The sequence below is a fragment of the Dickeya zeae NCPPB 2538 genome (assembly GCF_000406165.1).
Classification (GTDB): domain Bacteria; phylum Pseudomonadota; class Gammaproteobacteria; order Enterobacterales; family Enterobacteriaceae; genus Dickeya; species Dickeya zeae.
Map to the genome: position 1 here is coordinate 3,069,169 of NZ_CM001977.1, position 26,841 is coordinate 3,096,009.

Genomic DNA, 26,841 nt, shown 5'->3' on the forward strand with positions numbered 1-26,841 from the left:
TCATTCCTCTTTCGTTACACGCACCACTTCTTCCCAGGTGGTGATACCCGCCAGCACTTTGTCCATCCCATCCTGACGAATCGTGATTCGCCCATCGCCCAGCATCCGGGCTATGCCCAATTCACTTTCGCCGCGATGAATCGCCGTGCGCACCGTATCATCAATCAGCAACAGCTCATGGATACCGGTACGACCGCGATAGCCACTGTAGTTACACTTCTCGCACCCACCGGGATGGTAGAGAGTGGTTCCCACCGCCAGTCCGGTCTGTTTTGCCTGTTCCTCATCGACGGCATAGGGCTGACGGCATGACGGGCAGAGTGTGCGCACCAGCCGCTGCGCCAGCACGCCCAGTAGCGACGTTGACAGCAGAAACGGTTCAATCCCCATATCCTGCAAGCGGGACAACGCCCCCAGCGCGCTATTGGTATGCAGGGTGGATAACACCAGATGCCCGGTTAGTGACGCTTGCACCGCAATTTGTGCCGTTTCACCGTCACGAATTTCCCCCACCAGCACCACGTCCGGGTCCTGACGCAAAATGGCGCGCAAACCACGGGCGAACGTCATATCAACCTTGGGGTTCACCTGGGTCTGGCCAATGCCTTCCAGTTCATATTCAATCGGGTCTTCCACCGTCATGATGTTGCGTTCGGCAGAGTTGAGTCGGCTCAAGGCCGCATACAGGGTGGTACTTTTTCCCGAGCCGGTAGGGCCGGTAACCAGAATGATGCCGTGTGGACGGTGGATCAGCGTATCCATCTGACGGCGGTTATGTTCCGCCATCCCCAGTGTTTCCAGATCCAACCGGACGCTGTTTTTATCGAGCAAACGCAGCACTACGCGTTCGCCATAGTTCGAAGGCAGGGTCGAGACACGCACATCAATAGCACGGCCGCCAATGCGCAATGCCATACGACCATCCTGCGGGACGCGCTTTTCGGCAATATCCAGCTTGGCCATGACCTTGATACGCGACACCAGTAATGACGCCAGTTGGCGCTGCGGGCGCAAAATCTCCCGCAACACACCATCAATACGAAAGCGGATCAGCAGGTGGCGCTCAAACGTCTCGATATGGATATCCGACGCCTTGTGTTTGATAGCTTCCGTGAGCATGGCATTGATCAACCGAATAATCGGTGCGTCGTCGTCGGCATCGAGTAAGTCATCGCTGTCCGGCAGTTCCTCGGCCAACGTGTAGAAATCGATATCGTTACCGATGTCTTCCATCAGGCGTCGCGCTTCTTCAGAATCGCGCTGATAACGCATAACCAGTTGCCGCTCAAACTCTTCCGGGCTGACCTGACTGACCGCCAACGCCACCCCAGCGACCCGGCGAGCCTCCAGTAACGCCAGAGCCGAGGTGCCGGGTACACAAACCGCCTCTGCAACGGTTGCCGACTCATCTTGCAGCAACAGAATTTGCTGTGACCGGGCAAACGCAAACGGCAGTACAGGTCGTAATTCAGGCGTGTGGGCGGGCTGAGCGCTCATCGCCCCTCCGGCTGATAAAACGCGGCGATAGATGACTGCACCTGTCGGAAGGTGTAGGTGTTGCCACCGGGTAAACGCACCGTGTTGCTATCCAGCACATTGCTGCCCTCACCACGCTGCTGCTGCTGTTCATTGTTAAAGCTGCGGTATTTGCTGATCGACGCATCCTGGAATTGTTTCGGGTCACGGATGATAGTCGGTCGTAAAAACAGCATCAGATTGCGTTTTTTCACGCTCTGGCTCTTCGAACGGAACAGATTGCCCAGCACCGGAATATCCCCCAACAACGGCACTTTGCTGTTGTTTTCATCGGTCGATTTATCGAGCAGGCCCCCTACGACCACCGTTTCGCCATTACTGACCATGACTGCGTTATTCACCGTTCGGGTATTAAAGGTGACGCCCAGTGAACTGTTGGCGCTGCTACTGCTGTCTGCCACGCTGGAGACTTCCTGCTCAATTTGCAGCAACACCGAATCGCCTTCATTGATCTGCGGTTTGACGCGCAGTTTGATACCGACGGTCTTACGCTCCACGGTATTAAAAATGTTGTTTCCTGAACCAACCGTGGTTTGCGACCCGGTCAATACCGGCACTTCCTGACCGACATTGAAGGTCGCTTCCATGTTATCCAGCGTCACAATGCTGGGCGTCGCCAGTACATCGTTTTTACTGTCGCTGGACAACGCGGTCATCAGCATCGACCAGTTACCACGATAAAAACCGGCGGTAATACCGTTGAAGCTACCGAGTGCATTGGCATAGGCCGTGGTCAGGGTTCCATCTTTACGGAACTGATCGGTGCCGATGACCGCGGTTGAAATCGGTATGCCGGTATTGGTGAATTGCGTCATCCCGGCGCGATTATTGGCCCACTGAATCCCCAAATTCAGCCCGTCGGCGTCCTGAATCTCAGCGATGATCGCCTCTACCAGTACCTGAGGCCGACGAATATCCAATTGGTTAATCACCTGCTCCAGGTCCCGCATGATATCGGGCGGCGCGGTGATGATCAGTGAGTTGGTCTGATCATGGGCGCGCACCGTCACCTCTTTGCCCTGAATCATGATCGTGCGTCCACCAGAGCTGTTGGTTGAACCAAACGCAGAACCAAACCCCATACTGGAGCTGGATGATGACGACGATGATGATGAGGAAGATGACGAGTTGGAGGAATTATTAGACGAACTGAGATTACCGTTGCTGTTGGTGCTGCTGCCTGAACGCGAAGAAGACGAATTGTTCGACGATGAATTGCGACTCCCGCTGGTTCCGTTACCGGCCAGCACTTCGATCAGATCTAACGCTTTGGCGTACTTGAGGTAGATAACTTTGGTGCCGCCCTGCACCACCTGTTTGCGATCCAGCTGTCGGATCATCTCTACCGCGCGCTGACGGGCATTTTCTTCACCACTGACCACCACCGAGTTGGTGCGGCTATCTGCCACCACATTCGCCAGCATGGTGCTGGGCAACGAATTCTTCTCATCTGTTTTGTTGAGATCGTTCACCAGTTTGGCCACATCGTCCGCTGATGCGTAGGCCAACGGCACGGTGATCATTTCACGATCGCCGGTTTTATCCACGGTATTAACGATATCTACCAACCGTTTGATAACCGCCGCACGTCCGGTCATCAGCAATACGTTGGACGGCTCATAATGCACCACCGTACCGGCACCGGCATTATCATTAAGCTGACGCAGTAATGGCGCCAAATCGCGGGCGGCCACATTATTGAGCGGCACCACACGGGTTACCAGTTCATCACCCACACCGGGCTGTTCGTTATTCGCCAGCGGAATGGACGACGATTTGGCATCTTTAGAACGGATGACTTTCAACACTCCGTTATCCATCGGCACGACTGAAAAGCCATAAACATCCAGTACACTGAGGAAAAACTGGTAGTACTGATCTTCGTTCATCATGTCATAACTGCGCACACTGATCGTGCCGCGCACCGTTGGGTCAATAATCACCGTTTTGTTCAGGTTCTTACTGACCGTATTGATGAACTCCTGAATATCGGTTCCTTTAAAACTGGCTGAAAATTCAGCGGCCCAGCCACACGGCGAGCCAAGCAGGAGAACGGTTAGCCCCAGCCACCCCAAGCTTTTTTTTATCCCTTTGCCAAGCACGTTACTCGTCTCCCCCAAATTCCATATAAATATCCTGACGCTGCCCATCCCGCTCAATCGTCAGGGTAAAGTTATGCACATCAGCCATACGTTCCATGGCCTTTTTAGCCTGCTCTTCGTCACGCAAATCCAAGCCATTCAGGGCAACGGCCATATCGTTATCCTGAAGTCCAACACGGTAGAACGAGTCGCTTTTCGGACCTGGATTCAACCGGTATCCTTGCAGTTTGTTGCTGTTCATCACCGGCGAGAACGACACGTAATCACTCATGGCGGTAGAAGCACGCTGTTGAAGCTGCTCACTTACCTGCGCGCCGGGTACACCGTCCGCGCCGTTCTCCTCCTGACCATACAACCCCAGCACCTCATAACGCCCCTGATACTGCAACACCACTTTATCCGGCTGGATTGACACGATTTTGGCGTTATAACCGGGGACCTCTTCATTGACGCCGCGACTAAACTGCTCATTGTCTTTGCTAATGATGGCGATCGAGCGGGACGCATCGTCGCCAGCCATCACGCCAGTCAGCGAAAGATTCAGCGTAGAGGGGGGAAGATTGCTCATTTGCGACGCATCCAATGCGCCCGAGCGATTTTTTTCGGGAGAAACGCCGAACAGCGTGAAGTCATTCAGGGTAACAGGCTGCTGCCGGGCTTGAGCCGGGGTGATCTGCACACTGGCAACCGGTGTATTCTCCGGCAAACCGATGCGCCAGAAAATCATCGCCAGTTGCTGACAAAAGAGCAGCATCAACAGATAAAACAAAATCCGTCTGATAGCAGACGGAGATAACGGTGGCAGTGTCGAGATATTCATCTGCAAACATTATCCCTATGTGTTCGCCGATTATCCTTGCCACGTTCGTAAACGTGGAATAAGGGCCATACAGCGCCATGTTTAACGGCATGGCATCCATTTAGAAATGGATGCGGCTTCTGAAAAACAGCGCTTCTGCGTTGGTTGTCGTTTTAATACCTGCAGGCCGGATATCACCGATACAGGTAACGATATGTGTTCAAACTGATTTGCCGGAAAAGCGACACGGCAGCATGATGATATTCATGTTTTGCGCATTTTTTACGCATTTTTCATCATCACACCGTGCTTATGCGACACCTGTCTACTGTCGTGTTGCTGGCTGACAGGCATCCTGTTTCCTGTTATGCCAGGCGAGTGACACGCCGTACCGTCATGCCGGGTCGCGCTAAAACCGTCAACAATATAACCCAGGTTAATGACAAGACAATCCTCCAGTCAGCAACCATTTTCCTACCCTGTTCCAGTCACTACTCGATATCATTGGCCATACCAGTATTACCGAAGTTTCTTAAACACGTAGAAATATTCTGTCTTGTAAAAGAATCGTATTTTATTGACAGACTCATTTCATGTCATGACTAAGATTGCTGACTGATACAAAAATACAATTTTTCTGCAGAAGAAAACTTTTATCGCCAATGACGCCTCGTCTGTTATCTAAAAAAACGATCGTCTAAGGGATATATCTTCCGCTAAGCAGTTGATGAACCACTCTATTGCCCTCGGCGTGCTCCCTGCCATCGGGCCATCCCCCAAATACGTCAGATTATTTAATCACCTGACGTCATTTAGGTTTCCTATACTGTCTCTGCTGCCTGTGATTCTTTTATGTACAAAAAAAGAAACAACACAAACATGATAGTAAAACACCGTTTCATTAAAACATATTCCTGCTTTTTTTTTGCGACCAGCCTCAAATTTTTACCGGCATTAATGAGCAGCGTAATAGAATGTTGTTGAAATGGCATTCAGGTCACATAACTGGGATGAAGCGTTGATTATTCCTTTTCATTCCCGGGAAAATAAGGCATCCGCATTCCTGCCAAGGTCTGTCAGATGGACTCACAAAAGAGCGTCAGGCTGCATAACCGTTGAGGTAAGACGTGAAACATACACCGGAAGTAACATCATCGACCCAGGCCACATCGACCCAAACAGGCTACCGTATTCCCGGTTACTTGCTGGCAGTTTACGCGCTGCTGCTGTTCACGCTGGGGTGGTTTGGTCATCAGCACTGGGCGGACATTCACTCGCCATCAATGCCCATCGCAGCGATCGCCGCTTCACCAGCGCCTTCACCGGTTCTTGCAACGCCTCTCCATGACAAGCCGACCGAGGCTACCGCGTCGCTTCCGACACAGACAGCCGTGAATCATCAGGGCACCCCGGCTGAACCGACAGATACCGCAGGAGAAGCGAAAGCGCAACAACCGGCAGCCCATTGGCAAACCGCTCAACCCGGCGAACTCCCCTCTATCGCCTTCAGCGCCCACGTCTACACTTCTGACCCAGACAAACGCAGCGTCACCCTGAACGGAGAGCGTTATCGGGAAGGCGACACCCCGTATCCAGGGCTAATTATCGAGCAGATTGAACAGGATATGGTGATCTTCAGCTTCGATGGCGAGCCGTTTATTCTGGATTCATTGCAGGATTGGCCGGGCGGGAAACCAGGAAGCGACGCCGGCGAAGATGCCGTGCCGAAAACAACGTCGAAACCGGAAAAAACCATCAGAACCACGAAAAAATAATGCAGCAACTGCACGTCAGGCAGTTGCTTGCCTCATCAGCGGACGGTACGCATGGTGTCAAGGAATGGGGTCATCGTGCGGTTGAACGACGAGCACTGTGTGGCTTTAGGCGTACCGTCTTTCAGCAGCCCCTGATACAGGTTTTCACTCAGTTGCGGCAAGGTTTGATAGCGGGTCGTATCCCAGCCTTTTTGCGCTGCCACTTTCATTGCCGTTTTCAGAATCACGCTGTCATCCGGCAAATCGCTACGCTCACACTGCACACGCAGGTATTTACTGGCCGCCACCAATGACGCCAGTTGGCTGATTTGTTCATTAACCGACAGGCTGGTTGTACTGCGAGACGCCGTGTTTTTCACCGGCGCGGACGTTTGACAGGCCGCCAGACTCAGACAACAGACACCGAAAAGCACCACTTTTAACGAAGATACATGCATGACTCAACTCGTCTTATTGATTAAGTTCCATCTCTGGGATGCCCGACATGGGCATCCGCCTAGCAAACCATTATCCCTTTGTCGCCACAAGCGGCGACAAAGGACGGCGTGATCAAACCATCAGAAAAATATTTCTGCAAGCCTGGCCGACAGGCTTATCCCCCTTTCTTATTGCCGGACAACGCGTTAACGGTGGGCAATATGCCATCGGCACGGAACATGGCTTTGATGCCACGCACCGCCTGACGAATACGATCCTGATTTTCGATCAAGGCAAAACGCACATGCGTATCGCCGTAATCACCGAATCCGATACCGGGAGAGACACACACTTTTGCCTCTGCCAGTAGCCGCTTGGCGAACTCCAGCGATCCTAAATGTGCGTACGCATCCGGGATTTTCGCCCAGACATACATTGAGGCTTTCGGCTCATCCACCATCCAACCCGCTTCATGCAGACCGCGCACCAGCACATTGCGGCGCTGACGATACTGCTCGGCAATATCGCGCACACATTGCTGATCGCCTTCCAGCGCAGCGATTGCCGCTACCTGTAACGGCGTGAACGTGCCATAGTCGTGATAACTCTTGATTCGCGCCAGTGCACTCACCAGCTCCGGGTTACCCACCATGAAACCGATACGCCAGCCTGCCATGTTGTAGCTTTTTGATAGCGTAAAGAACTCTACCGCTATCTCTTTGGCACCGGGAACCTGCATGATCGACGGTGCTTTCCAGCCATCGTAAACGATATCGGCATACGCCAGATCGTGTACCACCAGCACCCCATACTGTTTGGCCAACGCCACAACCCGCTCAAAGAAATCCAGCTCAACACACTGCGCCGTCGGGTTAGACGGAAAACCTAAAATCATCATTTTAGGTTTAGGAATACTTTCACGAATTGCACGCTCCAGCTCGTTGAAGAAATCAATACCCTCGATCAACGGCACTGAGCGGACCTGCGCACCGGCAATAACCGCACCATAAATATGAATCGGATAACTGGGGTTCGGCACCAGCACGGTGTCACCGTGATCCAACGTCGCCAGCATCAAATGCGCCAGCCCTTCTTTGGAACCGATTGTGACTATCGCTTCACTTTCGGGATCAATCTCGACCTGATAACGCTCGGCATACCAGTTGGAAATCGCCCGACGCAACCGCGGGATACCCCGTGATGTGGAATAACCGTGGGTATCTTCGCGCTGGGCCACCGTGCACAGTTTCTCAACAATATGCGGTGGTGTCGGGCCATCTGGATTGCCCATACTGAAATCAATAATGTCCTCGCCGCGACGACGCGCAGCCATTTTCAATTCAGCGGTAATATTAAAAACGTAAGGCGGGAGACGATCGATGCGCGCAAAATGGCGCTGAGAAGTAGAATCAGCCATAGAATCCTCAGGATAACGTGAGCGCCCGGACCGTCCGAGCGACGCAGGCCCGTGAGACGGGCCGTTATTCACCCTATCCCAGTTAACCTATTGCTGTCGATAGCGACAGATAATTATTTTTTGCCTAGCGCTGGACTGATTTATCCGGCGATTTTTTCGGCTATTACCGTTCAACGTCCCCCATCTCGACGATACTCACCACTGATGAGTATTGGACACGCCAACGCCATCGACACCCGCAGTATAGCTTTTTCCTATGAAAGACTGCGGCAACGCACTTTCACCCGGTCAGGGAAATCAGTATCTTTATGCGCGGTTACGACGCGCGACAATCTTTGCTCCTGATGCCTCTGACTGCCGCTGGCAGAACTGCCCGTCCGATTCCTAAAATTTTCCCACACGCCTGAAGCCGTCGTGTCTCCAGTACGGCAATACGGCGTTATGACATGATTGATTTTGCCCGACACCATTAAGGAGTGTTGTCATGCAGCGCATGGTTTATGTTGATGGTCAGTATCTGCCGGAATCCCAGGCTACCATTTCGGTGTTCGATCGTGGTTTTCTGTTTGCTGATGCAGTGTATGAAGTGACATCGGTGATTAACGGCGGATTGGTCGACATGGATGCACATCTGGTGCGGCTACAGCGCTCTTGTCGCGAGCTTTCCCTGTCGCTGCCCGTGTCGAATGATGACCTGAAAACCATCCACCAACAGTTGATCGAACGAAATCACCTAGAGGAAGGCTCAATTTACCTTCAGCTCAGCCGCGGCAATGGCGGTGATCGCGATTTCTACTTTCCGTCGGCGGATGTCAAACCAACGCTGGTGTTATTCACCCAGGCTCGCCCCATTATTGCCCACCCCAAAGCGGAAACCGGGCTCTCGGTGGTGACCTGTCCGGATATTCGCTGGCATCGCCGCGACATTAAAACGGTCAGTTTACTGGCAGCCTGTATGGCTAAAGAGTATGCACATGCCCATCAGGCAGATGATGCCCTACTCGTTGAAAACGGCTTCGTCACCGAAGGCACCTCCTGCAACTGTTACATCGTGCTGGATGACAATACCGTGGTTACTCGTCCGTTGAGTCACGATATCCTGCACGGTATTACTCGACAGTCACTGCTTGCGCTGGCAGAACAGCAGCAGATCAAGGTAGAAGAACGGCCATTCACACCGGAAGAAGCCTGGCAGGCGCGGGAAATATTTATCACTTCAGCCACATCGTTCGTGTTACCGGTGGTGAACATCGATGGTCGGCAGGTCGGCGACGGCAAGCCAGGGCCTGTCACTCGCCGCCTGCGTGATATCTACATCGCGATGGCGCACGCCCAAACCCGTTAACAGCTCCCGATTCGTCCGAAAAACCGGCCCCCGACGTAAGCGGGGAACCGGTTTGTCACGATGACAACAAGGAGACGGTGGTGCGATGCCGTCTCTCTATTGTTTCCTTGCTGCCCGCCGCTTTACTGTCTGGGTAACGGCAACGCTTCTGTTTGCAGCGAGGAAATATCCACGTTGCTTTCCAGTACCATTTTTTGCGGCACGGCCAGTGGAATATTTTCGGCTCTCAGGCGTTTGATGATGTCGAACAACAGGTCACTCTTGGCTGACGATACCATGCGTGGACTACCGACATACCCGGTGACACTGAGCACCATACCGTTTGGCGTCAACTGGCTGAACATGACAGACGGTGCCGGGGTGTCCAGAATTTTTTCATGTTCGTGGTAGGCATCCAACAGAATGCCCCTGACCATTTCCGGATCAATATCCAGCGGGAAAGTGAGCGCCAGCGTGGCGACACCGTGTGGATTCCCCATCGTAATATTGCGGACATTCTGCGAAATGAACTGGGAGTTAGGCACAATCACGGTGGAACGATCTCCCAACTGAATTTCCGTCGCACGCACATTAATACGCCGAATATCCCCTTCAACACCACTGATGTTGACCAAATCCCCCACTTTGACCGGCCGCTCTGTCAGCAGGATCAACCCGGAAATAAAGTTCTTCACAATTTCCTGCAAACCGAACCCGATACCGACGGACAACGCACTGACAATCCAGGCCAGCTTGCTCCATTCGATGCCAAGCGTCGCCAGTGTCAGCAAAATAATCAGGATGTAACCGATATTGGAATACAACGTCACCAGTGAGGCCTTGATACCGGCTTCCAGCATCGTTTTCGGGAAAAAATCATGCTCCAGCCAACGGCGAGACACCCGCAGGCTATAAATACCGATCACCAGCAGGATAATGGCATTGACCAAGTGGGCAGGTACGATGCTGATAGACTCCAGGCCTTTGCCGCCCCAGATTTCAACGACTTTCTGCACCAGTTCAACCGGAGTCGTGGAGCCAAAGGTGCCATTCATCAATGCCACAATCGCCATCAAAATCAGCATGACTTTCAACGCGGCGGACAAAATAGTCGCCGCCTGATCCAGATGACGATCATCCAGATTCAGTGTTCGCTTAATCTGTCGGCCACAGGCGAATGCGGGTGAAAACACGCTCTCGCACACATCTTCCACAAAGGTCGTCATCAGATACAACAGCGATAACACCATGCCAACCCAGACCAGCTCATACGTCAGGAACCGAGCCAGCGAGATATAGCCAATCAACAGCGACACCAACACCGCCAGCGTCGTCAATAACACAGCCAGATGAATCAAACCTGCCAGCGTAGAGCGAGCCTCTGGCGTTTCACCGGCCTCAACCATACGTCGCCGAATCTGATCGCTACGTAAGGCAATGGCTCCAAACGCCAGCGCCAGAAACAGTGACGACAGGCCATTGCCTACGACCGTCACTCCCACAGAAATACCGCTAACGGTGTTAATCTGCTCAATCACACCAAAAATAACGATAAAGCTGGTGGCAATAATAGAGAATGGCTCCATCGCCTTCGCCACCGGGTTAGCCATCGCCGGTAATCGCCACGATGGGCGTTTATTGGAAAGAAAAGCCCGTCCGAGCGCGGAAATCATCGAGCAGAACACAACCAGCCGCACCAATCCTTCCAGGAATCCTTCAGCACGATCGGTCACATCGCCATGACGGGTGAACACATAATCCACCAACAGAATGGCCAGCCCCATCGTCAGCACCGTGGAAAACACCACTGCGATAGCCAGGAAACTGCGTCTCAGGCGACCTTCCGGTAAAAGATGAATCCCCGCGCGTGCCAGATATTTCTCCAGCAGCTTTCGGCCGACCGTACCCAGCGCTATCGCCAGAAACAGGAAAAACGCCGAACCATAACGCCATTCTGGCTGCCAGGCGGCGCTAAATGCTTCACCCAGGTCATCTCTCAAGTCGGATAAACGCTCCACGTCTTCTTGCAACGGCTTGACAATAGGTGACCAAAATCGGCTGCCCAGAATACTACCGGAATTGAGCGCCAACTGACTTTTCAGCACATTGCGGCGCAATGCCAGAATCTGCGTCGACAGGTTCTCAGCACCGGTTTTTATCGACTGAACCTGATTGGCCTGTGTATCCAGCTTTTGTTTTTGTTGATTAAGCGAAGCGCGTTTACGCGTCACCTCCGCCGTTTCACTCACCGCGGCCTGCGGCGCAGGCGCTGGCCCTAGTACGTCCAGTTGGGCCTGTAGCTGCGCACGCATCGGTGCAATGACACCCGCGAGCTTATCCGCACTTGCCACCAATTCCAGCGTGGTATCGTTGAGCGCGTTGAGCTTAGCGTCAGTGGTCGTGCCGGAGACCTGTTGTTTGATACCATCGAGCTGTTTTTGCAACTTCACCAGTTCGGTATCCACATTCACTTTTTCTACGGCATCCCCCTGCCCATCTGATACCGGGTCTGTCGCCGCCATACTCACTGAACTGAAGGCAAACAACGCCATCAGCAGCATCATTCCGTAAACCTCGAATAACCTTTTACGCATACACTCAATGTACCCTTGATACTGTCGACAGCCGGTACAGCACACCTGATACCAGTTGCCTATAAAATAAAAACCCACGTCACTCTGCAGGCAGGTGGCTACTAACTTACTCAGCAATGAAGGTAAAACTCAAACAGATATCGCCGAAACTGCTCAACGTGCGAGACCGCTTCCGATATGCTGACGTGATTTGCAACAATAACAAGGGATAATACAACAGTTGTTCAGGGATTCGCCGACCGACCCGAATCGCACGCCAATTCATTGACTCATCAGTGATGCCCGGTATAATCCAGCCCACATCGCCAAGCGACTGTATCCCATCAAGGCGCCCTTAGCTCAGTTGGATAGAGCAACGGCCTTCTAAGCCGTAGGTCACAGGTTCGAATCCTGTAGGGCGTACCATACAAACCCATCAGTTACATCAACTGTAGTGATCAAGTAAAACTGTCCACGGTTTTATCGTTTTCCCAGTACAACTCTTCAGCTTCGCTTCGGTGACAGCGAACCGCCAAAAGTTGGGCAGGCAAGCGCCATCGTGGATGGTGTCATCTGAAGTGGATGCTGCCCTCTGAATTTTTAGCGGGATCGGTCGGCTGCCAGAGCGTGCAGCCGGGCTAAAATCGGTGGTGACTGAAGAACATCGGCGGGCGAATATTCACTCCACGCCCTGCTCTTCCTTCGTTTTCAGCTCTCCCCTCTATTCTTTTTCCGCAAAACGCATCGCCAGCCATTGTGCCTGCTGCTGCATCACTAGCACCTGGCTGTCCTGCTCGCGCCACTGAATATCTCCCTGACTAAGGCAGCGCCTGAGCTGCTCCAGTGAGGCCACCTGAAAACAGAGTGCCACCATTTTCGCGGGTGCCTGCGCAGCGACAGGTGGCAGCGCGAACTCCAGGCTTGCCTGCTGATGCGTGATAATACGCAGACAGCAGGTTCCTGAATCAAGCACATAGCCGCCGTTGTCCTCCGCGCGAGCCTCTGTACTGAATAACTGACGATACAGCGCCAGTGTCTGTTCAGGCTGAGGCGAGGCAATAACGAACGCGGACAGCGCCTGCACGCCATTCGGATGTACTTGCCAGGCGGGCTGCCAGACGGCTTGCGGCGTCTGGTGTTCGCAGAAAAAACTGAATCCGTACTCCACGGCACTGGCGCGGATCCGCGAGATACAGAACCGCGCCTCAGTCTGACTGCCGTCTGGCAGTATCACCGGGCGAAAGAAGCGGGTCGGCGGTTCGCCATCGAGTTGACATTGCTGGAGGTGCTGCCATACCGCATGCGCATCCCGGGTTTTCCAGACCAGCCCGGCAAGGCCTGGAGCAACGCTCCATAAACCTCGCGAGTCTGTCTGCCTGGCGGGCTCATAGCCTAAAAGCTCCAGATAGTTATCGGCAAATATGGCCAGATGGTTGCTGGAGCCCATCGAATGATGTCCCCGCGTACTGAGCTGAAATCCCATCCGCTGAAACAGGCATTGCGCCTGATCCAGCTCTTCATCGACATTAATCACCGCGTGATCGATAACCGGGGTAATCGGCATGGTGTATTCCTTCTGTTCTTTTTATTGATCCTGTCAGGCGGCACGACCGCCAAAATAGAGCTCGCGCATACGAGGGTCGTCCAGCAGATCCCGCGCACTGCCCTCCATCGCTACTTTCCCCAGCGCCAGCACATAAGCCCGGTCGGAAATGTGCAGTGCCTCCATGGCGTTCTGCTCGACCATCAAAATGGTCACTTTTTCCTTGCGGCGAATGGTTTGTATGGCGCTAAACACTTCCGTCAGCATTTTCGGTGACAGCCCGGCCGACGGTTCATCAAGCAGCAGTACCGCCGGTTCAGGCATCAGTGCGCGGGCGAGCGCGAGTATTTGTCGCTCGCCACCGGAAAGCGCGGACGCGGGGGATTGCCACTTTTTATGTAACACCGGGTAATGTTCCGCCAGTTGCGCCATCCGCTGCTTACGCTGGCCGGGCGCTAAAAACTGTCCCCCGGTTTGCAGGTTTTCTGCCACGGTCAGGGTGTTGAAGACATTGTCCAGTTGCGGGACAAACCCGAGTGCGCATTCACGGATTTTCCGGTGCACAGGAATGTTGGCCGTGTCCTGTCCATTGATTTCAACCCGTCCTTCGCGCGGGGAGACAAAACCGGCAATCGATTTCAACAAGGTGGATTTGCCACAGCCATTTGGCCCCAGCAGCGTCACAATTTCCGCCTGTTTAACATGCAATGAAATACCATGCAGAATATCAATCCCCGGGGTATAACCGGCAACCACGTTTTCGAGGGTAATCATACCGCCTCCTGCAATGTTGCGGTGCTGTGCCCGAGGTAGGCCTCCAGCACCTGCTGGTTCTGCGCCAGTTCGCTCGGGTGGCAACTGGCGACAATCTGCCCGCGATCCAACACAATGCAGCGCTGACACAAGGTGTTAATAAAGTGCATGTCGTGCTCGATAACCAAAAGCGAAATGCCCTGACGACTCAGGTTGACCAGCGTTTCCACCAGTTCCTGGCGTAATTTCGGGTGCACGCCCGCCATAGGCTCATCCAGCATCAGTAGCGTCGGTTTGCCCATCAACGCGCAGGCAATGCCCAGTAATTTCTTCTGTCCGCCGGAAAGCGCCGCAGCAGGCAGGTCTTTCACTTTGGTTAACAACAAGGTGTCGAGTAATTCGCTGGCGCGGACTCGGTCTTCCTGTTCGACTTTACGCCCGGAAGCCAGCCCCAGCAGACCGTTGAATAACCCGTGCTGACGAGTACCCGCCGCCATCACGACTTCCATCACGCTCATTTTTTCCGGCATGACGGGAAGCTGGAAGGTGCGCGCAATGCCTGCCTGGATAATCCGGTGACTGGGCTGGCAAGCAATAGCGCGGCCATCAAATGTGATGCTACCGCCATCCGGTCGGGTAAAACCGGAAATGGTGTTGAGCAGCGTGCTTTTACCGGAACCATTCGGCCCCAGCAGGCCAAGAATTTCGCCCTTTTCCAGCGTAAATGATACGGATGTCAGTACCTGGTTGCCGCCAAAGGCTTTGCTGACATCAGCCACTTCAAGCAAACGGCTCATGATAACGTCCTTAATTTTTCAGGTAACAGGCCGCCCGGCCGGGTGAGCAGGCACAGCAATAAAGCCAGACCGACCAACCCCAGACGCAAAGCGCCAGTCAGGTCTGAGCTGATATGGAAATAATCTTTTGCGAAGGGGATAAAGTTATACAGCCCTTCTACCAACAACACGCCCAGCAGCACGCCGCGCACATTGCCAATGCCGCCTATCATCACCATGCTCCAGATAAGAAAGGTTTCCGAAGAGAGCAAATAATCCGGGCTGACATAGTCGGTGTACCAGGCCAGTAACATACCGGCCAGACAGCACATCACCGCGCTACTCATTAACGCCCGGCATTTCAGCCATAGCAGCGCATAGCCCATACAGATAGCCAATTGAGGTTGCTCGCGCATCAGGCGTAGCGCCCGGCCAAACCGGCTGGTGCCGATCCGCAGGCTGGCAAGCGTAGCGATGATGACGCAAAGCAGGATAATGACCGCAAAGATGCGCGTATCGGCGACGGTATCGCCGGTTGACCAGGGTGCGGACAACCCGCCAATCCCCTGCGCGCCACCCGTCAGACGGTCCTCATTGACGACCGCAATACGGATGATTTCAGCCAGCGCCAGCGTGGCGATACCCCAGTAATCTGCTGTGAGCTGGCGGCCCAACAACGTCATCAACGCGCTGATAACAAGGGCACACAGTAATCCAGCCGGGATCACCAGCCACAGCGGCAACCCAAAATGGCTTCCCAGACCGATGGCATAAGCGCCGGTTCCGACAAACACGATATGACCGAAATTCAGCAAACCGGCGTAACCAGCCTGTAAATTCAAGGCTAGCGCGACGATGGCGTAGATCCCGCCAAGGCAAAGGATATGCAGTAAAAACTCAGACACGGCGGACCTCCCGGTTAAACAGGCCATAAGGACGCAGCAACAGCGCCAGCAGCAAAATCACAAATGATGAGGCATTCACCCAGGTGACCGGGATAAACAATAAGTCACCGCCGAACAGCCAGCTCCAGTCGATGTTGGTAACGAGGGTTTCGGTTGCCGCGATAAGAAGTGCGCCAAAAATAGCGCCCATTGGGTTTCCCAGCCCGCCGAGAATGGCGGCAGCGAGTACCGGCAACATCAGATCATTGCCCTGATTAACCCATGCGCTGGCGTTCATCGCCAGCATGCTGCCGCCCACAGCGGCCAGCATGCCGGCCACCAGATTGACGTTGTGGATAATGGCACTGGCATTCAACCCAGAGGCTGCCGCCAGATCCCGGTTACTGGCCAGCGCACGGATAGCGCGACCTTGCGGCGTGCGAAAAAGCAGCAGACTGAACATCACCACCAACGAAATCGTGACGCCAAGACTCCAGAGTTCGTCGGTCGAGATACGTGTGTCCCCCACCAGCAAGAGTTCGCCCACTGGCAGTGAATAATTCACCGGGGCCGATCCTTCAACCCCGAGAACCAGTGCAATCAGCACCATCGATACCGCCAACGAGCCAATCATGGCGTTAGCGGTGCCGCGTTTTAGCAGCGGCTGGTACACCCAGTGATGCAACATCATGGAAAGCATGCCGCAGACCATTGCCGAAAACACGATTGCCATAGACAACGGCATGCCAAGACGAAGCCCGGCGGCGGTAATAAATGAACCGACCATGGCATATTGCATATGGGCGATATTGGCGAACCGTACCAGCCCGTACACCAGGCTTAATCCCAGCGCGACCAGCGACAAATCCGCCGTGCGAATCAATGTATCAATCAAAAACTGCAGCATGGTGTTTCCCCGATGATGTAGCGTGAACTGGCAAGATAAAGCGGATCGTTACCGGGGAACCGGTACGCCATTAAACGCGTTCACTTTCAGGTATGGCTGGGACTGACGCTGGTTGTCGGCATCCAGATTTAATGTGCCGGTAATACCCGTAAAGCCAGGCGCAACGGTTTTCATTGCCGCGATCATCGCTGCCGGATCGGCACTGTGTGCTTTATCAATCGCTGCCGCCGCCAGCATCACGCTATCCCAGGCATAGCTGCCGTACACGGAGCGAGGCTTCTCATGGAATTTTTTCTGGTACAGCTCAGCATAATTTGCGCCGTTGCCGCTCGCCGCTTGCTGGTCAATACCCGCGACTTCCATACCCACCTGTCCGTTGGTGTACTGCGCCGGAGAACCTTCAATGGCCATAGTTAAATACATGCCATACCAGGGCGTTTTATTCAGCCCCAGTTCCCAGGCCTCACGGTTGAGCACAATGGCATCCTGTCCGTAACTGGTATAGACATAGGCTTGTGGATGAGCGCGGGAGATTTGTTCCAACTCGCGGCGATAAGAAGGCTGACCGCTGGTATAGAGCACTTTGGCGACCACCTTACCACCCGCTTTTTCAAACGCTTTGGTGAACTGCTCCGCCATCCCCTGCCCGTACGCCCCATCCGGTGCGATAAAGGCGACGCTGCTGTAACCGAGCTGGCGCACATCTTGTGCCGAGAAGCTCGCGGAAAGGGAATCCAGGCCAATAACGCTCCAGGACGTCGCACCGATTTTACGGATATCGGTGCTGGTGCCGGAAATATTGATGTGCAGCAGATTGTTCTTCACCAGATATTGCCCAACCGGAATGGTGACGCTGGAGGAAAAACTGCCCACCACTAACGGCACATGGTTAACCTGAGTTAGCTTGCGTACAGCATTCAGGCCGGTTACCGGGCTTTCAGCGGAATCTTCCACGATCACATGTAATGGCTGACCGTTGACGCCGCCCTGGGCATTGACCTGTTCAACCGCCAGTTCAATACCACGACGCTGATCTTCGCCAATGCTGGCGCTGGTGCCAGTTAGGGGCAAAATCGCACCAATATTCACATCGGCCTGCGCCGTATGCGCCAGACCTAACAACGTCATACCTGCCAGTGTTGACAGCGCCATACCCTGCCCAAAACGATTTTTCATGTTGGTTCTCCGGTTTGCTGTTACCGACTTCTGAGGCCGGTGTTTTGTCGCCTGTGCAGACGTGCACAAGCCTGCCTGGTCATGCCAAAAAAGTGCGCACCAAAGTGAATATATAAGTGCATACACTTATGCATTAAGCAAAGACGATGCCAGAAAGCCAGGCTGTTCCCGACAGCACGTGCTTATTTCAGGCAAGACAAATGCAAATTCCCGAATAAATACAAGGAAATCTAAAATAATAAAAATCGCACAGTAAAACTTTCACTTTCTTTTTTTATTGTGATTGATAAAAACGTCTGCATACAAAAGTGAAGTCACGTTGATTCATTTTGGTGCAATGCTGCCGTAAAATGGTGCGAAAAAATCACCACAAAAAGAAATAAGATAGAAAACACTTATGAATCAGTGTTTTTTAAATAAAGCAGAAGTGTATTCACTTTTGTGTTGAGTTGTTTTTTTCGCTGTGTTATCTATAAAAACATTACGTGAAATAACCTGTACAGCATTTTTATTTTCGTGCTGAGCATGCGGTAAATAAGGGGATAATGTGGTTGCCATTAAAAAGAAATCCCGTAGCGCTGACAGTGTGGAAAAGGTCTACGAGAAAGTGAAAGGCCTGGCGATTGATTACCACTTTCGTCCCGGCGAACGGGTGAATGAAGTGGAGCTTGCGGCACAACTGGGCGTCTCGCGCACCCCAGTACGGGAAGCGCTGAACCGTCTGGCAAAAGATGGCTTTATGAACTTTGTACCCAACCGGGGTTTTTACTCCCGCGACCTGACGCCGGAGGGTGTCCGCGAGCTGTATGAAGTGCGAATGGTGATAGAACAATCCACCTTTCGTTTCGCCTGCCTGCGGGCAACCGATGAAGAGATCGCCGCGACCACGGCTATCTGGGAGGAAGTGAGCCAGCATCGCCCGGCGCAAACCGAGCAGGACTGGGCGAAGATCGCGGAAATCGACGAACGTTTCCACATGGAGATAGCCCGTATTTCCCATAACGGTCGGCTCTATGAAATGCTCGATAGCCTGAATTCGCTCAGCCGCTTTTTCCGACGTATCGATCTCGAAACGCCTGTGCGCAGGAATAATGCTTATGACGAACATGTCGACATTATCGCGGCATTACGTCAGCGGGATATAGAAAAAGGCGTGGTGCTGATTGAGCAACATATTTCATTAAGCGCCGAGCACGCGGTTGAAGTGACAAAAGAAGGGCTGGCCAGAATCTATTTTGGCAAACCCTGAGCCACTCTTTTTCGTTAAAAAAACACAATAATGTAATCCGCTACCAGAAGGCATTATGCGTTCTGGTCATCCATTCACAGCGTCATGCTGCGGCATTGTGCCGGGAAAATGCAGAGGAAATATGCGCGCCATTCCCGAAGAGATTATTCAACAGGCGATTATCTGGCGGCGTGAGATCCACGCGCACCCGGAGATTGGCTTACAAGAATTTAATACTTCCGCGAAAATCAGCAGCCTGCTGCGCGAATATGATCTTGAAGTGCATACCGGTATCGCGGGTACTGGCGTGGTTGGCGTGCTTCGCCATGGTGAGGGCCCGGCGATAGCCCTGCGCGCTGATATTGACGCACTCCCCATCCAGGAAAATAACGCCGTTGCCTGGTGCTCAACCTCGGCAGGCACGATGCACGCCTGTGGGCATGACGGGCATACCGCTATTCTTCTGGGGGCGGCACGCTATCTCAGCCAGACCCGAGCGTTCAACGGTACGGTGTACTTTATTTTTCAGCCTGCGGAAGAGAATGCCGGTGGCGGGCGTTTGATGGTGGAAGAAGGGATCTTTACGCGCTTCCCTGTTTCTGCAGTTTATGCGCTGCACAACTGGCCGGGGTTGCCGGTAGGCGAAGTGGCCGTTAGCGCAGGCCCGATGATGGCTTCGCAGGACAATTTTTTTATCACGCTGACTGGCGTGGGATGCCATGCGGCGATGCCGGAAAAAGGAGCCGATCCGGTGCTGGCCGGTGCGCACCTGATTACCGCATTGCAAACGATCACGACGCGCCGCCTCTCTCCGCTGGACAGCGCCGTGATCAGCGTGACGCAACTGCAGGCTGGAGAAGCGATCAATGTCGTTCCGCAGACAATGCACGTGTCCGGCACGTTGCGTTGCCTCAGTCAGGCCGCCAGAGCGCGTTGCCAGACCCTGATGGCGGAGTATGTCGAACAGCTCACCCAGCCGTTTGGCGTTACGGGCAGCATTCGCTGGGAATACGGTTACCCGGTCACGGTCAACCATGTGCAACAGGCCAAAATGCTGGCGGATGCCGCACGCCACGTCCCCGGGATCACGCAGGTCCACACGCAGTTATCGCCATCCATGGCAGCGGAAGATTTCGCCTATTTTCTGGAGGCCTGTCCGGGCGCTTATCTATGGCTGGGGGCCGATGGCCCAACGCCGGGCGCGACATTACATAACCCGCATTACGATTTTAATGACCAACTTATCGCACCCGGCATCGGTCTTTGGGTATCGCTGGTGGAGAGGTCATTGGGCCCTGTTTCTGTTACTTCCGAGGATTCACTATGAGTCATATCCACTTTATTGGTGCCGGTCAAATGACCGAAGCCATTCTGCGCGCCGCCTTAAAACGCGGTGCATTAAACCCGGATGAAGTCAGCTTATCGGATATTGATCCTGAGCGAATTGAAACGCTGAAAGCGCGCTATCGGTTGAGCAATACCCAAGATTTGCCCAACGCGCTGGCCGCCGCGGATCACATCGTGATAGGGGTTCGCCCGCAGGATGATATTGCCGGTGTCGCACAGCTGATTAAAGCGCATGCGGCACCGCAGGCGTCGGTCATTTCTATTATTGCGGGTGTAACGCTGGCTCAGTTGTCTGCCATGCTGGGCGAGTCGCGCCCGATTACGCGGATCATCCCGAATACGCTGACGGATACCGGGCTGGGCTACAGCGGCGTGGCGTTTAATGCTTATGTCAACAGCGCGTCCGTTATGCCATTCCTCGAAAGTTTCGGCAAGGTGATGGTGCTGGAGGAACGGCTGATTGACGTCTTCACCGGTTTTGCTGTCGCTGGCGTCAACTATGTCTATTACTTTGTCGAAGCGCTGGCTGACGCCGGTGTACTTGCCGGATTAACCCGCACTCAGTCGACGCAGGTAGTGTGGGAAAATCTGGTCGGCGCGGTTGAAATGCTTAAGTTATCCGGACGCCATCCACGCCAACTGATGGATATTAATAACTCTCCGGCGGGAGTCGGCATTAATGGCTTATACGAGTTGAATAAAAGTGATTTCGCTGCTGGCCTGCAAAGCAGTGTTCTGGCTGCGGTACGTCGAACAACAGAACTTTCCGGTCAAAAATAACGCGACTTTTAATAAGGTTGGTCTATGTCAGCAATTGCAACTTCTCAGGCACCTGCCGCTATTGGGCCTTATGTCCAGGGAGGAGTACGCCGTTAATGGCATCAGTGTAACAGTCAGGGCAACTCGCCTTGTTTGGATATGCCTGTATAGCGATTGGTCCAAGCCGCATGAAATAGTTATATAGCGGCTTGAACCAATGTTGAAGCGTATATTATTTCTTTACCGTGTCTTCGAGAAAGAAACGGCCAAGCGGATTCTGGTAGAAACCGTCGATGTTTTTCCGAGTGACATTACGATAAGAGCTATAATAGAGATCGATCCAGTTCACGTCGGCTTTCGCCATTTTTTGCAATTCAATATACATTTGCTCACGTTTTTTCGGATCCATTTCCACCCGCGCAGCCGCCACGAGTGATTTCACCTTGTCATTATTATAACGCGTCATGTAATTCATATTCGTGTCATGACCCAGTACAAAGGTGGTTTTTTGATCCGGGTCGAGAATATCATTGGTCCAGTACATCACCGAAATATCATAGTCGCCCGCTATCAGCATATTCCAGCTTTGGCTCGGATCGACTTTTTGCAGGTTCACTTTCACACCCGCTTTCGCCAGTTGCTGTTGCAGCAGGATAGCGATTTGTTCATCGACTTCATCACCGGCATTCACCAGATAATTCAGCGTGAGGTTAGACGCCCCTGCGGCTTTTAACATCTGCTTAGCTTTCTCTGGATCGTAGGCGCGGCGCAGGTTATCGCTGTAGTGATACAGCGCGCCAGCCGGGATATAGGAGTTCGCCACCTGGCCGTAACCAAAGGTCACAGTTTTCACGATTGCCTCTTTATCGATGGCAAAGTCCAGCGCCTGGCGTACTTCCACTTTACCTAGCACACCGTGCGAGTGGTTGATCAACAGATGATCTTCACGGGTTGATGGATCCAGTTCCACCTTCAGGTTGTTGTCTTTTTGCAGTGAGGCAATACGCGAAAACGGCACCATTAGCGCGGCATCCAACTCACCGGCCTGCACTTTCAGCATACGGGTGTTGTCATCAGGAATAGTCAGCCAGTCCACTTCGTCGAGGCTAACGTTCTTCGCCTGCCAGAAGTTCGGGTTCTTCACCAGCACGATTTTCTCGCCGCGCACCCACTCTTTCACGCTAAACGCGCCAGAACCGACCGGTTTTTCGGCAAATGTCTCCGCCCCTTCGGCCTTCAGCGCTTTTTCCGAAATAACCGACGCATTCGGCAATGCCAGTTGTGACAGGAACGGTGCCGACGGCGATTTCAGCGTGACGATCAGCGTACGTGCATCCGGCGCTTCGGCTTTATCGATAATGCTGTACGAATCGCGCCACAATGAACCGGCATCATCACGAATACGCAGCAGGCTGAACGCGGCATCGCTGGCGCTCAGCGGTGTACCGTCAGAGAATTTGGTGTCGCGAATTTTAAAGGTATAGACCTTGCCGTCCGGCGAAACGGTCCAGCTTTCCGCCACGCCCGGCTCCAGTTTGGTGCCGGTTTTATCCACCCGCACCAGCGGATCAAAGACGTTGGAAAACACCCAGTTGTCGGCGTTTTGCGCCGATTTGATCGGGTCGAACGTGGTGCTGTCTTCGCGACGGCCAATGGTTAATACGCCTGCCGCCTGTGCCATTTCGCTGACCACACTGAGCGCCAGAAAAACGCTGGCCGCCAACAACTTAACATGCTTGTGCTTCATCAAAAGATCTCCTGGTTAAAGGAAAAACAGTCTCATCGCCTGTGTGGGTCAACACACAGGAATATGCGTGATCGGCAATCTGCCGGGTTGGAGGTAACGCGCCAGTGCGACACTGCACTTGCGCATAGGGGCAGCGCGGATGGAAAGCGCAACCTTGTGGAATGGATAATGGGCTGGGCGGTTCGCCACCAAGCGGTGCTGTGGGCAGCGGTTTATCAGGGTCGATTTCCGGAATAGCCGCCACCAGCGCGGCGGTATAGGGGTGGCGCGGCTGAGTAAACACCGCTTCGGACGGTCCTTCTTCGACAATGCGCCCGAGGTACATCACCGCCACGCGATCGCACAGGCGGCGCACAATCGCCAGATCGTGCGCGATAAACAAAATCGCCAGCCCCATCTTTTCACGCAGCTCCATCAGCAGGTTAACGATCTGCCCCTGAATGGAAACGTCCAGCGCCGCCACGCACTCATCTGCCACAATCAACCGGGGTTCGATCGCCAGCGCACGTGCAATACCGGCACGCTGGCACTGCCCGCCGCTAAGCTGGCCAGGTCGAGACTTCGCCTGCTCCGGGCGTAGCCCGACTAACGTCAACAGTTCAGCCACTCGCGCATGCACACCATTGCGCGGCACTTTCTGATGTACACGCAGCACTTCCGCGATGCTGTCGCCGATGGTCTGGCGCGGGTTAAGCGAGGCGAAAGGATCCTGAAAAATCATCGCCGTTTGCAGGCGCAACCGCGCCACGTCACTCTTCAGTCCATGCGTAATACGGTATCCATCGAAGCGCACCTCGCCCGCCGTCACCCGCTCAAGCTGCAATAACGCCCGACCCAGCGTACTTTTGCCGCTACCGGATTCGCCCACCAGACCGAGGGTTTCCCCGGCGTGAATTTTCAGTGTGACGCCATTAACGGCGTGCACCCTCCGCCCGGTGCCAGGCAGGCCGCCGGAAACCGGAAAGGTCACGCTGACATTGTCCGCCTCTAACAACGGCCAGTTTGCTGATGTCGTCATGCGTCCTCCCGCAGGCTAAGGGGTTGTAATGCGTGATGGCAGGCCGCCGCATGTGCCAGTGTGTCGCGCCCCTGCCGCAGCGCAGGCTGCTGCTGACAAGCCGCGCTGGCATGCTGACAACGGGGATGAAAACGGCAACCGGCTGGGAAGTTATCCGCCACTGGAGGCTGGCCGCTGATGGTCATCAGTCTCCCCTGCCCGCCTTCGCTGGCTGGCTGGCAATCAATTAATCCACGGGTGTAAGGATGCAGCGGTTGCGCCAGTACATCGCGCTTACCCCCCACTTCGCACAGCCGCCCGCCGTACATGACAGCAATGCGATCGCAGGTTTGTGCCACCACACCGAGATCGTGGGTGATCATGATCACCGCCAGCCCCAGTTGCTGTCGCAAGTCGCTGAGCAGACGCAGGATCTGCATTTGCACAGTAACGTCCAGCGCGGTGGTCGGCTCGTCGGCAATCAGCAGCGACGGCTCAGGTGCCAACGCTACAGCGATCATCGCGCGCTGACGCATGCCGCCGGAAAATTCGTGCGGATAGTTGTGAATACGGTTTTGTGGATCGGGGATACCGACCTGACGCAGCAGTTCTTTGGCATCTTCCCGTGCTTGTGCGCGGCTGGCACCGAAATGACGGCGGCGGCTTTCAGCAATTTGCTCGCCAATGGTCATCACCGGGTTGAGGTGGCTGGCCGGGTTCTGGAAAATCATCCCCATTTCACGCCCGCGCACCGCCGACATTTGCGTGTCGCTTAACGACAACAGGTCGCGGCCTCCCAGCCGCACTTCGCCGCCGGTAATGGCTAACCCCTGACCAGGCAACAGACGCATCAATGCCCGACAGGTTACCGTCTTTCCTGAACCGCTCTCACCGACCAGACCGAGCATCTCGCCGGCATTCAGCGTAAACGAAACTTTATCGACCAGCGCGATATCCGGCTCGCGGGTAATAGTCAGTTCTGAGACTGTCAGCAGTGTCATACGCGCGCTCCCAGTTTATCGCCAAGGCCATCGGCCAGCAGGCTGAAGCCCATCGCCAGCAGCACAATCGCCAGCCCCGGAAAGGTGGTTATCCACCACGCAGTAGTGATAAAGCTCTGCCCTTCCGCCACCATCACGCCCCACTCCGCCGTGGGTGGCTGCACACCCAGCCCAAGGTAGCTGACCGCCGCGCCATTCAGCAGCACCAGCACACAGTCAGACATGGAGAACACCAGCGCGCCAGTGATGGCGTTCGGCAACAGATGGCGGAACAGAATGCGCGCGTGGCTGTAGCCAAGGCTACGTGCCGCGACAATAAAATCCCGCTGTTTTAGCGTCAGCACCTGCGCCCTTACTAACCGGGCGTAAGAGACCCAGCCGACCATCGCCATCGCAATATAGAAACTGCCCAGCCCCGGCCCGAGGATGGCGATGATCGCCAGCATCAATACCAGAAAAGGAAACGCCAGCACGATGTCAATCAGCCGCATAATGGCCGCATCCACCACGCCGCCGAGATAACCGGACAGCGCACCGAGTGTAGTACCAAGCAAAAATGGGAAGATAACCCCCAGCAGGCAGATTTGTAGATCCACCCGCGCGCCCCACAGCACGCGCGAGAAGATATCGCGACCAAAGTTATCGGTACCGAACAGGTGCGCACCGCCGGGGGAAAGCAGGCTCGATGTGGCGTCCTGCGTAATGGGATCAAACGGTGCCAGCCACGGCGCAAACAGGGCGATACACAGCCACAGACAGACAATCACTATCCCGGCGCGCAACGCGTGCTGGCGAGGGATCGCCCGGCGACGTAACCCGGAAATCACGCTGAGCGCACTCATAATTTCACCCTCGGATCCAGCGCCACGGTCAGCACATCAGCCAGCAGGTTGACGACCACGGTCGCCAGCGCAAACACCATCACCACGCCCTGCACCACCATGTAGTCGCGGCTAAAAATCGCCTTCACCAGCAACTGGCCCAGCCCCGGAATGGCAAATACACTCTCAATCACCACGGTGCTACCGATCAGCCAGCCAATATTCACCGCCAGCAGGTTCAGGGTCGGCACCAATGAGTTGGGCAACACGTGACGCCAGAAGATACGGTTTTCACGCTGCCCCCGCGCCCTGGCCGCCACGACATAATCACTGCTCATCTCCATCAGCAGGCTGGCGCGCAGGTTGCGGATTAATACCGCCGCCAGCGCCAGTGCGACCGTCAGGCACGGCAGCACCATATGGTGCAATTGGTCGGCAAAACCGCTACCGTAACCGGAGACCGGGAACCAACCGAGCACCACGCTAAAAATGATGATCATCATGATGCCGAGCCAGAACGCCGGAAACCCTAACCCGGCAGTGGTGAACAGACGGATCAGTTGATCCGCCAACCGCCCGCGCTGCCGTGCCGCCAGCGAGGCCAGCGGAATGGTCAGGATCACTGCCAGCAGCACGCTGCCAAACACTAGCCACAATGTCGGTTCAAGCCGTGAGTTAATCAGCTTCAGGGTATCAACGTGGTAGACAATCGATTTGCCCAGCTCCCCCTGTAATAAATTGCGCAGAAAGTAGCCGTACTGCACCCATAACGGTTCATCAAGACCGAACTGCGCACGGATACGCGCCAGTGCTTCTGGCGTACTGTGTACGCCAAGCAGAATACGCGCCGGATCGCCGGGGATTGCCCGTACCATTGCGAAGGTGATGATGCTGATCCCAAGCAGTACGGGCAGCAATTGCAAAGGTCGAAATAACAGAAAACGGTAACGATGCATCAG

Annotated in this window: 23 protein-coding genes and 1 tRNA gene; 6 read left to right on the forward strand and 18 right to left on the reverse strand. The window is 54.3% G+C overall.

The window, feature by feature from the left end; all coding sequences use genetic code 11:
* From gspE to gspC, 3 genes are read right to left on the reverse strand one after another with little or no spacing between them, the layout of a single operon-like run.
* On the reverse strand, positions 1 to 1,497 hold the full coding sequence (gene gspE, locus DZE2538_RS13415; RefSeq protein ID WP_038916555.1) for a type II secretion system ATPase GspE: 1,497 nt from the start codon (positions 1,495 to 1,497) through the stop codon (positions 1 to 3).
* The gene (gene gspD / locus DZE2538_RS13420) at positions 1,494 to 3,638 is read right to left on the reverse strand and encodes a type II secretion system secretin GspD (RefSeq protein ID WP_038916556.1); all 2,145 of its coding nucleotides are present in this window, start codon (positions 3,636 to 3,638) and stop codon (positions 1,494 to 1,496) included. Before gspD ends, gspE begins: the two co-directional genes overlap by 4 nt.
* 1 nt (position 3,639) lies before the next feature.
* A complete protein-coding gene (gene gspC, locus DZE2538_RS13425) occupies positions 3,640 to 4,458 on the reverse strand; it encodes a type II secretion system protein GspC (protein ID WP_038916557.1) in 819 nt (272 codons plus the stop codon).
* A 1,106-nt stretch (positions 4,459 to 5,564) separates the two neighbouring features.
* Between gspC and gspB the strand changes: the two genes are divergently transcribed.
* Positions 5,565 to 6,212, forward strand: coding sequence for a type II secretion system assembly factor GspB (gspB, locus tag DZE2538_RS13430; protein ID WP_038916558.1), 648 nt, complete (start codon positions 5,565 to 5,567; stop codon positions 6,210 to 6,212).
* Between the two features lie 35 nt (positions 6,213 to 6,247).
* Here the strand turns inward: gspB and outS are convergent, their stop codons facing one another.
* The gene (outS, locus tag DZE2538_RS13435; RefSeq protein ID WP_038916559.1) at positions 6,248 to 6,649 is read right to left on the reverse strand and encodes a GspS family T2SS pilot lipoprotein variant OutS; all 402 of its coding nucleotides are present in this window, start codon (positions 6,647 to 6,649) and stop codon (positions 6,248 to 6,250) included.
* Positions 6,650 to 6,804: 155 nt separating this feature from the next.
* Positions 6,805 to 8,046, reverse strand: a complete 1,242-nt coding sequence (gene alaC, locus DZE2538_RS13440; RefSeq protein WP_038916560.1) for an alanine transaminase — start codon at positions 8,044 to 8,046, stop codon at positions 6,805 to 6,807.
* Positions 8,047 to 8,530: 484 nt separating this feature from the next.
* Between alaC and DZE2538_RS13445 the strand changes: the two genes are divergently transcribed.
* The gene (locus tag DZE2538_RS13445; protein WP_038916561.1) at positions 8,531 to 9,391 is read left to right on the forward strand and encodes a D-amino-acid transaminase; all 861 of its coding nucleotides are present in this window, start codon (positions 8,531 to 8,533) and stop codon (positions 9,389 to 9,391) included.
* Between the two features lie 122 nt (positions 9,392 to 9,513).
* Here the strand turns inward: DZE2538_RS13445 and DZE2538_RS13450 are convergent, their stop codons facing one another.
* Positions 9,514 to 11,964, reverse strand: coding sequence for a DUF3772 domain-containing protein (locus tag DZE2538_RS13450; protein ID WP_038916562.1), 2,451 nt, complete (start codon positions 11,962 to 11,964; stop codon positions 9,514 to 9,516).
* A gap of 328 nt (positions 11,965 to 12,292) precedes the next feature.
* Between DZE2538_RS13450 and DZE2538_RS13455 the strand changes: the two genes are divergently transcribed.
* Positions 12,293 to 12,369, forward strand: a tRNA-Arg gene (locus DZE2538_RS13455).
* Positions 12,370 to 12,664: 295 nt separating this feature from the next.
* On the opposite strand, the gene DZE2538_RS13460 is transcribed toward DZE2538_RS13455, so the two are convergent.
* The 7 genes from DZE2538_RS13460 to DZE2538_RS21045 all read right to left on the reverse strand — a co-directional run bounded on the left by DZE2538_RS13460 (position 12,665) and on the right by DZE2538_RS21045 (position 18,540).
* Positions 12,665 to 13,507, reverse strand: coding sequence for a VOC family protein (locus DZE2538_RS13460; RefSeq protein WP_038916563.1), 843 nt, complete (start codon positions 13,505 to 13,507; stop codon positions 12,665 to 12,667).
* A 33-nt stretch (positions 13,508 to 13,540) separates the two neighbouring features.
* Positions 13,541 to 14,260, reverse strand: coding sequence for an ABC transporter ATP-binding protein (locus DZE2538_RS13465; protein WP_038916564.1), 720 nt, complete (start codon positions 14,258 to 14,260; stop codon positions 13,541 to 13,543).
* A complete protein-coding gene (locus DZE2538_RS13470) occupies positions 14,257 to 15,036 on the reverse strand; it encodes an ABC transporter ATP-binding protein (RefSeq protein WP_019844971.1) in 780 nt (259 codons plus the stop codon). Before DZE2538_RS13470 ends, DZE2538_RS13465 begins: the two co-directional genes overlap by 4 nt.
* Positions 15,033 to 15,920 (reverse strand): branched-chain amino acid ABC transporter permease, encoded by an 888-nt coding sequence (locus DZE2538_RS13475; RefSeq protein WP_019844970.1) that lies wholly within the window; start codon positions 15,918 to 15,920, stop codon positions 15,033 to 15,035. The genes DZE2538_RS13470 and DZE2538_RS13475 overlap by 4 nt, the downstream gene beginning before the upstream one ends.
* Positions 15,913 to 16,806 (reverse strand): branched-chain amino acid ABC transporter permease, encoded by an 894-nt coding sequence (locus DZE2538_RS13480; RefSeq protein WP_012885553.1) that lies wholly within the window; start codon positions 16,804 to 16,806, stop codon positions 15,913 to 15,915. The genes DZE2538_RS13475 and DZE2538_RS13480 overlap by 8 nt, the downstream gene beginning before the upstream one ends.
* A gap of 48 nt (positions 16,807 to 16,854) precedes the next feature.
* Positions 16,855 to 17,982 carry an ABC transporter substrate-binding protein gene (locus DZE2538_RS13485; protein ID WP_023640299.1) on the reverse strand — a complete coding sequence of 376 codons (1,128 nt, stop codon included), beginning with the start codon at positions 17,980 to 17,982 and terminating at the stop codon, positions 16,855 to 16,857.
* 402 nt (positions 17,983 to 18,384) lie between these two features.
* Positions 18,385 to 18,540 (reverse strand): hypothetical protein, encoded by a 156-nt coding sequence (locus DZE2538_RS21045; RefSeq protein WP_155242660.1) that lies wholly within the window; start codon positions 18,538 to 18,540, stop codon positions 18,385 to 18,387.
* Between DZE2538_RS21045 and DZE2538_RS13490 the strand changes: the two genes are divergently transcribed.
* The 3 genes from DZE2538_RS13490 to DZE2538_RS13500 all read left to right on the forward strand — a co-directional run bounded on the left by DZE2538_RS13490 (position 18,530) and on the right by DZE2538_RS13500 (position 21,337).
* Positions 18,530 to 19,231 (forward strand): GntR family transcriptional regulator, encoded by a 702-nt coding sequence (locus DZE2538_RS13490; RefSeq protein ID WP_038914352.1) that lies wholly within the window; start codon positions 18,530 to 18,532, stop codon positions 19,229 to 19,231. The two genes, DZE2538_RS21045 and DZE2538_RS13490, sit on opposite strands and share 11 nt — an antisense overlap.
* A 121-nt stretch (positions 19,232 to 19,352) precedes the next feature.
* On the forward strand, positions 19,353 to 20,537 hold the full coding sequence (locus DZE2538_RS13495) for a M20 aminoacylase family protein (RefSeq protein ID WP_038916565.1): 1,185 nt from the start codon (positions 19,353 to 19,355) through the stop codon (positions 20,535 to 20,537).
* Positions 20,534 to 21,337: a pyrroline-5-carboxylate reductase family protein gene (locus tag DZE2538_RS13500; protein ID WP_038914354.1), complete on the forward strand. Its 804-nt coding sequence runs from the start codon at positions 20,534 to 20,536 to the stop codon at positions 21,335 to 21,337. The genes DZE2538_RS13495 and DZE2538_RS13500 overlap by 4 nt, the downstream gene beginning before the upstream one ends.
* 211 nt (positions 21,338 to 21,548) lie before the next feature.
* Here DZE2538_RS13500 and DZE2538_RS13505 read toward each other — a convergent pair whose 3' ends face one another.
* Genes DZE2538_RS13505 through DZE2538_RS13525 form a run of 5 tightly spaced genes read right to left on the reverse strand, consistent with a single transcriptional unit; the run spans position 21,549 to position 26,838 of the window.
* The gene (locus DZE2538_RS13505) at positions 21,549 to 23,063 is read right to left on the reverse strand and encodes an ABC transporter substrate-binding protein (protein ID WP_012885558.1); all 1,515 of its coding nucleotides are present in this window, start codon (positions 23,061 to 23,063) and stop codon (positions 21,549 to 21,551) included.
* The gene (locus DZE2538_RS13510; protein WP_038916566.1) at positions 23,044 to 24,081 is read right to left on the reverse strand and encodes an ABC transporter ATP-binding protein; all 1,038 of its coding nucleotides are present in this window, start codon (positions 24,079 to 24,081) and stop codon (positions 23,044 to 23,046) included. Before DZE2538_RS13510 ends, DZE2538_RS13505 begins: the two co-directional genes overlap by 20 nt.
* Positions 24,078 to 25,061: an ABC transporter ATP-binding protein gene (locus DZE2538_RS13515; RefSeq protein ID WP_038916567.1), complete on the reverse strand. Its 984-nt coding sequence runs from the start codon at positions 25,059 to 25,061 to the stop codon at positions 24,078 to 24,080. Before DZE2538_RS13515 ends, DZE2538_RS13510 begins: the two co-directional genes overlap by 4 nt.
* On the reverse strand, positions 25,058 to 25,903 hold the full coding sequence (locus tag DZE2538_RS13520; protein WP_038916568.1) for an ABC transporter permease: 846 nt from the start codon (positions 25,901 to 25,903) through the stop codon (positions 25,058 to 25,060). The genes DZE2538_RS13515 and DZE2538_RS13520 overlap by 4 nt, the downstream gene beginning before the upstream one ends.
* Positions 25,900 to 26,838: an ABC transporter permease gene (locus DZE2538_RS13525; RefSeq protein ID WP_038916569.1), complete on the reverse strand. Its 939-nt coding sequence runs from the start codon at positions 26,836 to 26,838 to the stop codon at positions 25,900 to 25,902. Before DZE2538_RS13525 ends, DZE2538_RS13520 begins: the two co-directional genes overlap by 4 nt.
* Positions 26,839 to 26,841 lie beyond the last annotated feature (3 nt).

Excerpts from the sequence above, each read along its gene's own strand:
- DZE2538_RS13495 (WP_038916565.1), top strand. The coding sequence starts at position 19,353 with ATGCGCGCCATTCCCGAAGAGATTATTCAACAGGCGATTATCTGGCGG.
- DZE2538_RS13480 (WP_012885553.1), bottom strand. The coding sequence starts at position 16,806 with ATGCTGCAGTTTTTGATTGATACATTGATTCGCACGGCGGATTTGTCG.
- gspC (WP_038916557.1), bottom strand. The coding sequence starts at position 4,458 with ATGAATATCTCGACACTGCCACCGTTATCTCCGTCTGCTATCAGACGG.
- DZE2538_RS13505 (WP_012885558.1), bottom strand. The coding sequence starts at position 23,063 with ATGAAGCACAAGCATGTTAAGTTGTTGGCGGCCAGCGTTTTTCTGGCG.
- DZE2538_RS13450 (WP_038916562.1), bottom strand. The coding sequence starts at position 11,964 with ATGCGTAAAAGGTTATTCGAGGTTTACGGAATGATGCTGCTGATGGCG.
- DZE2538_RS13465 (WP_038916564.1), bottom strand. The coding sequence starts at position 14,260 with ATGATTACCCTCGAAAACGTGGTTGCCGGTTATACCCCGGGGATTGAT.
- DZE2538_RS13485 (WP_023640299.1), bottom strand. The coding sequence starts at position 17,982 with ATGAAAAATCGTTTTGGGCAGGGTATGGCGCTGTCAACACTGGCAGGT.
- alaC (WP_038916560.1), bottom strand. The coding sequence starts at position 8,046 with ATGGCTGATTCTACTTCTCAGCGCCATTTTGCGCGCATCGATCGTCTC.
- DZE2538_RS13520 (WP_038916568.1), bottom strand. The coding sequence starts at position 25,903 with ATGAGTGCGCTCAGCGTGATTTCCGGGTTACGTCGCCGGGCGATCCCT.
- DZE2538_RS13510 (WP_038916566.1), bottom strand. The coding sequence starts at position 24,081 with ATGACGACATCAGCAAACTGGCCGTTGTTAGAGGCGGACAATGTCAGC.
- DZE2538_RS13525 (WP_038916569.1), bottom strand. The coding sequence starts at position 26,838 with ATGCATCGTTACCGTTTTCTGTTATTTCGACCTTTGCAATTGCTGCCC.
- DZE2538_RS13515 (WP_038916567.1), bottom strand. The coding sequence starts at position 25,061 with ATGACACTGCTGACAGTCTCAGAACTGACTATTACCCGCGAGCCGGAT.
- DZE2538_RS13445 (WP_038916561.1), top strand. The coding sequence starts at position 8,531 with ATGCAGCGCATGGTTTATGTTGATGGTCAGTATCTGCCGGAATCCCAG.
- DZE2538_RS13470 (WP_019844971.1), bottom strand. The coding sequence starts at position 15,036 with ATGAGCCGTTTGCTTGAAGTGGCTGATGTCAGCAAAGCCTTTGGCGGC.
- DZE2538_RS13460 (WP_038916563.1), bottom strand. The coding sequence starts at position 13,507 with ATGCCGATTACCCCGGTTATCGATCACGCGGTGATTAATGTCGATGAA.
- gspE (WP_038916555.1), bottom strand. The coding sequence starts at position 1,497 with ATGAGCGCTCAGCCCGCCCACACGCCTGAATTACGACCTGTACTGCCG.
- DZE2538_RS13500 (WP_038914354.1), top strand. The coding sequence starts at position 20,534 with ATGAGTCATATCCACTTTATTGGTGCCGGTCAAATGACCGAAGCCATT.
- DZE2538_RS21045 (WP_155242660.1), bottom strand. The coding sequence starts at position 18,540 with ATGGCAACCACATTATCCCCTTATTTACCGCATGCTCAGCACGAAAAT.
- outS (WP_038916559.1), bottom strand. The coding sequence starts at position 6,649 with ATGCATGTATCTTCGTTAAAAGTGGTGCTTTTCGGTGTCTGTTGTCTG.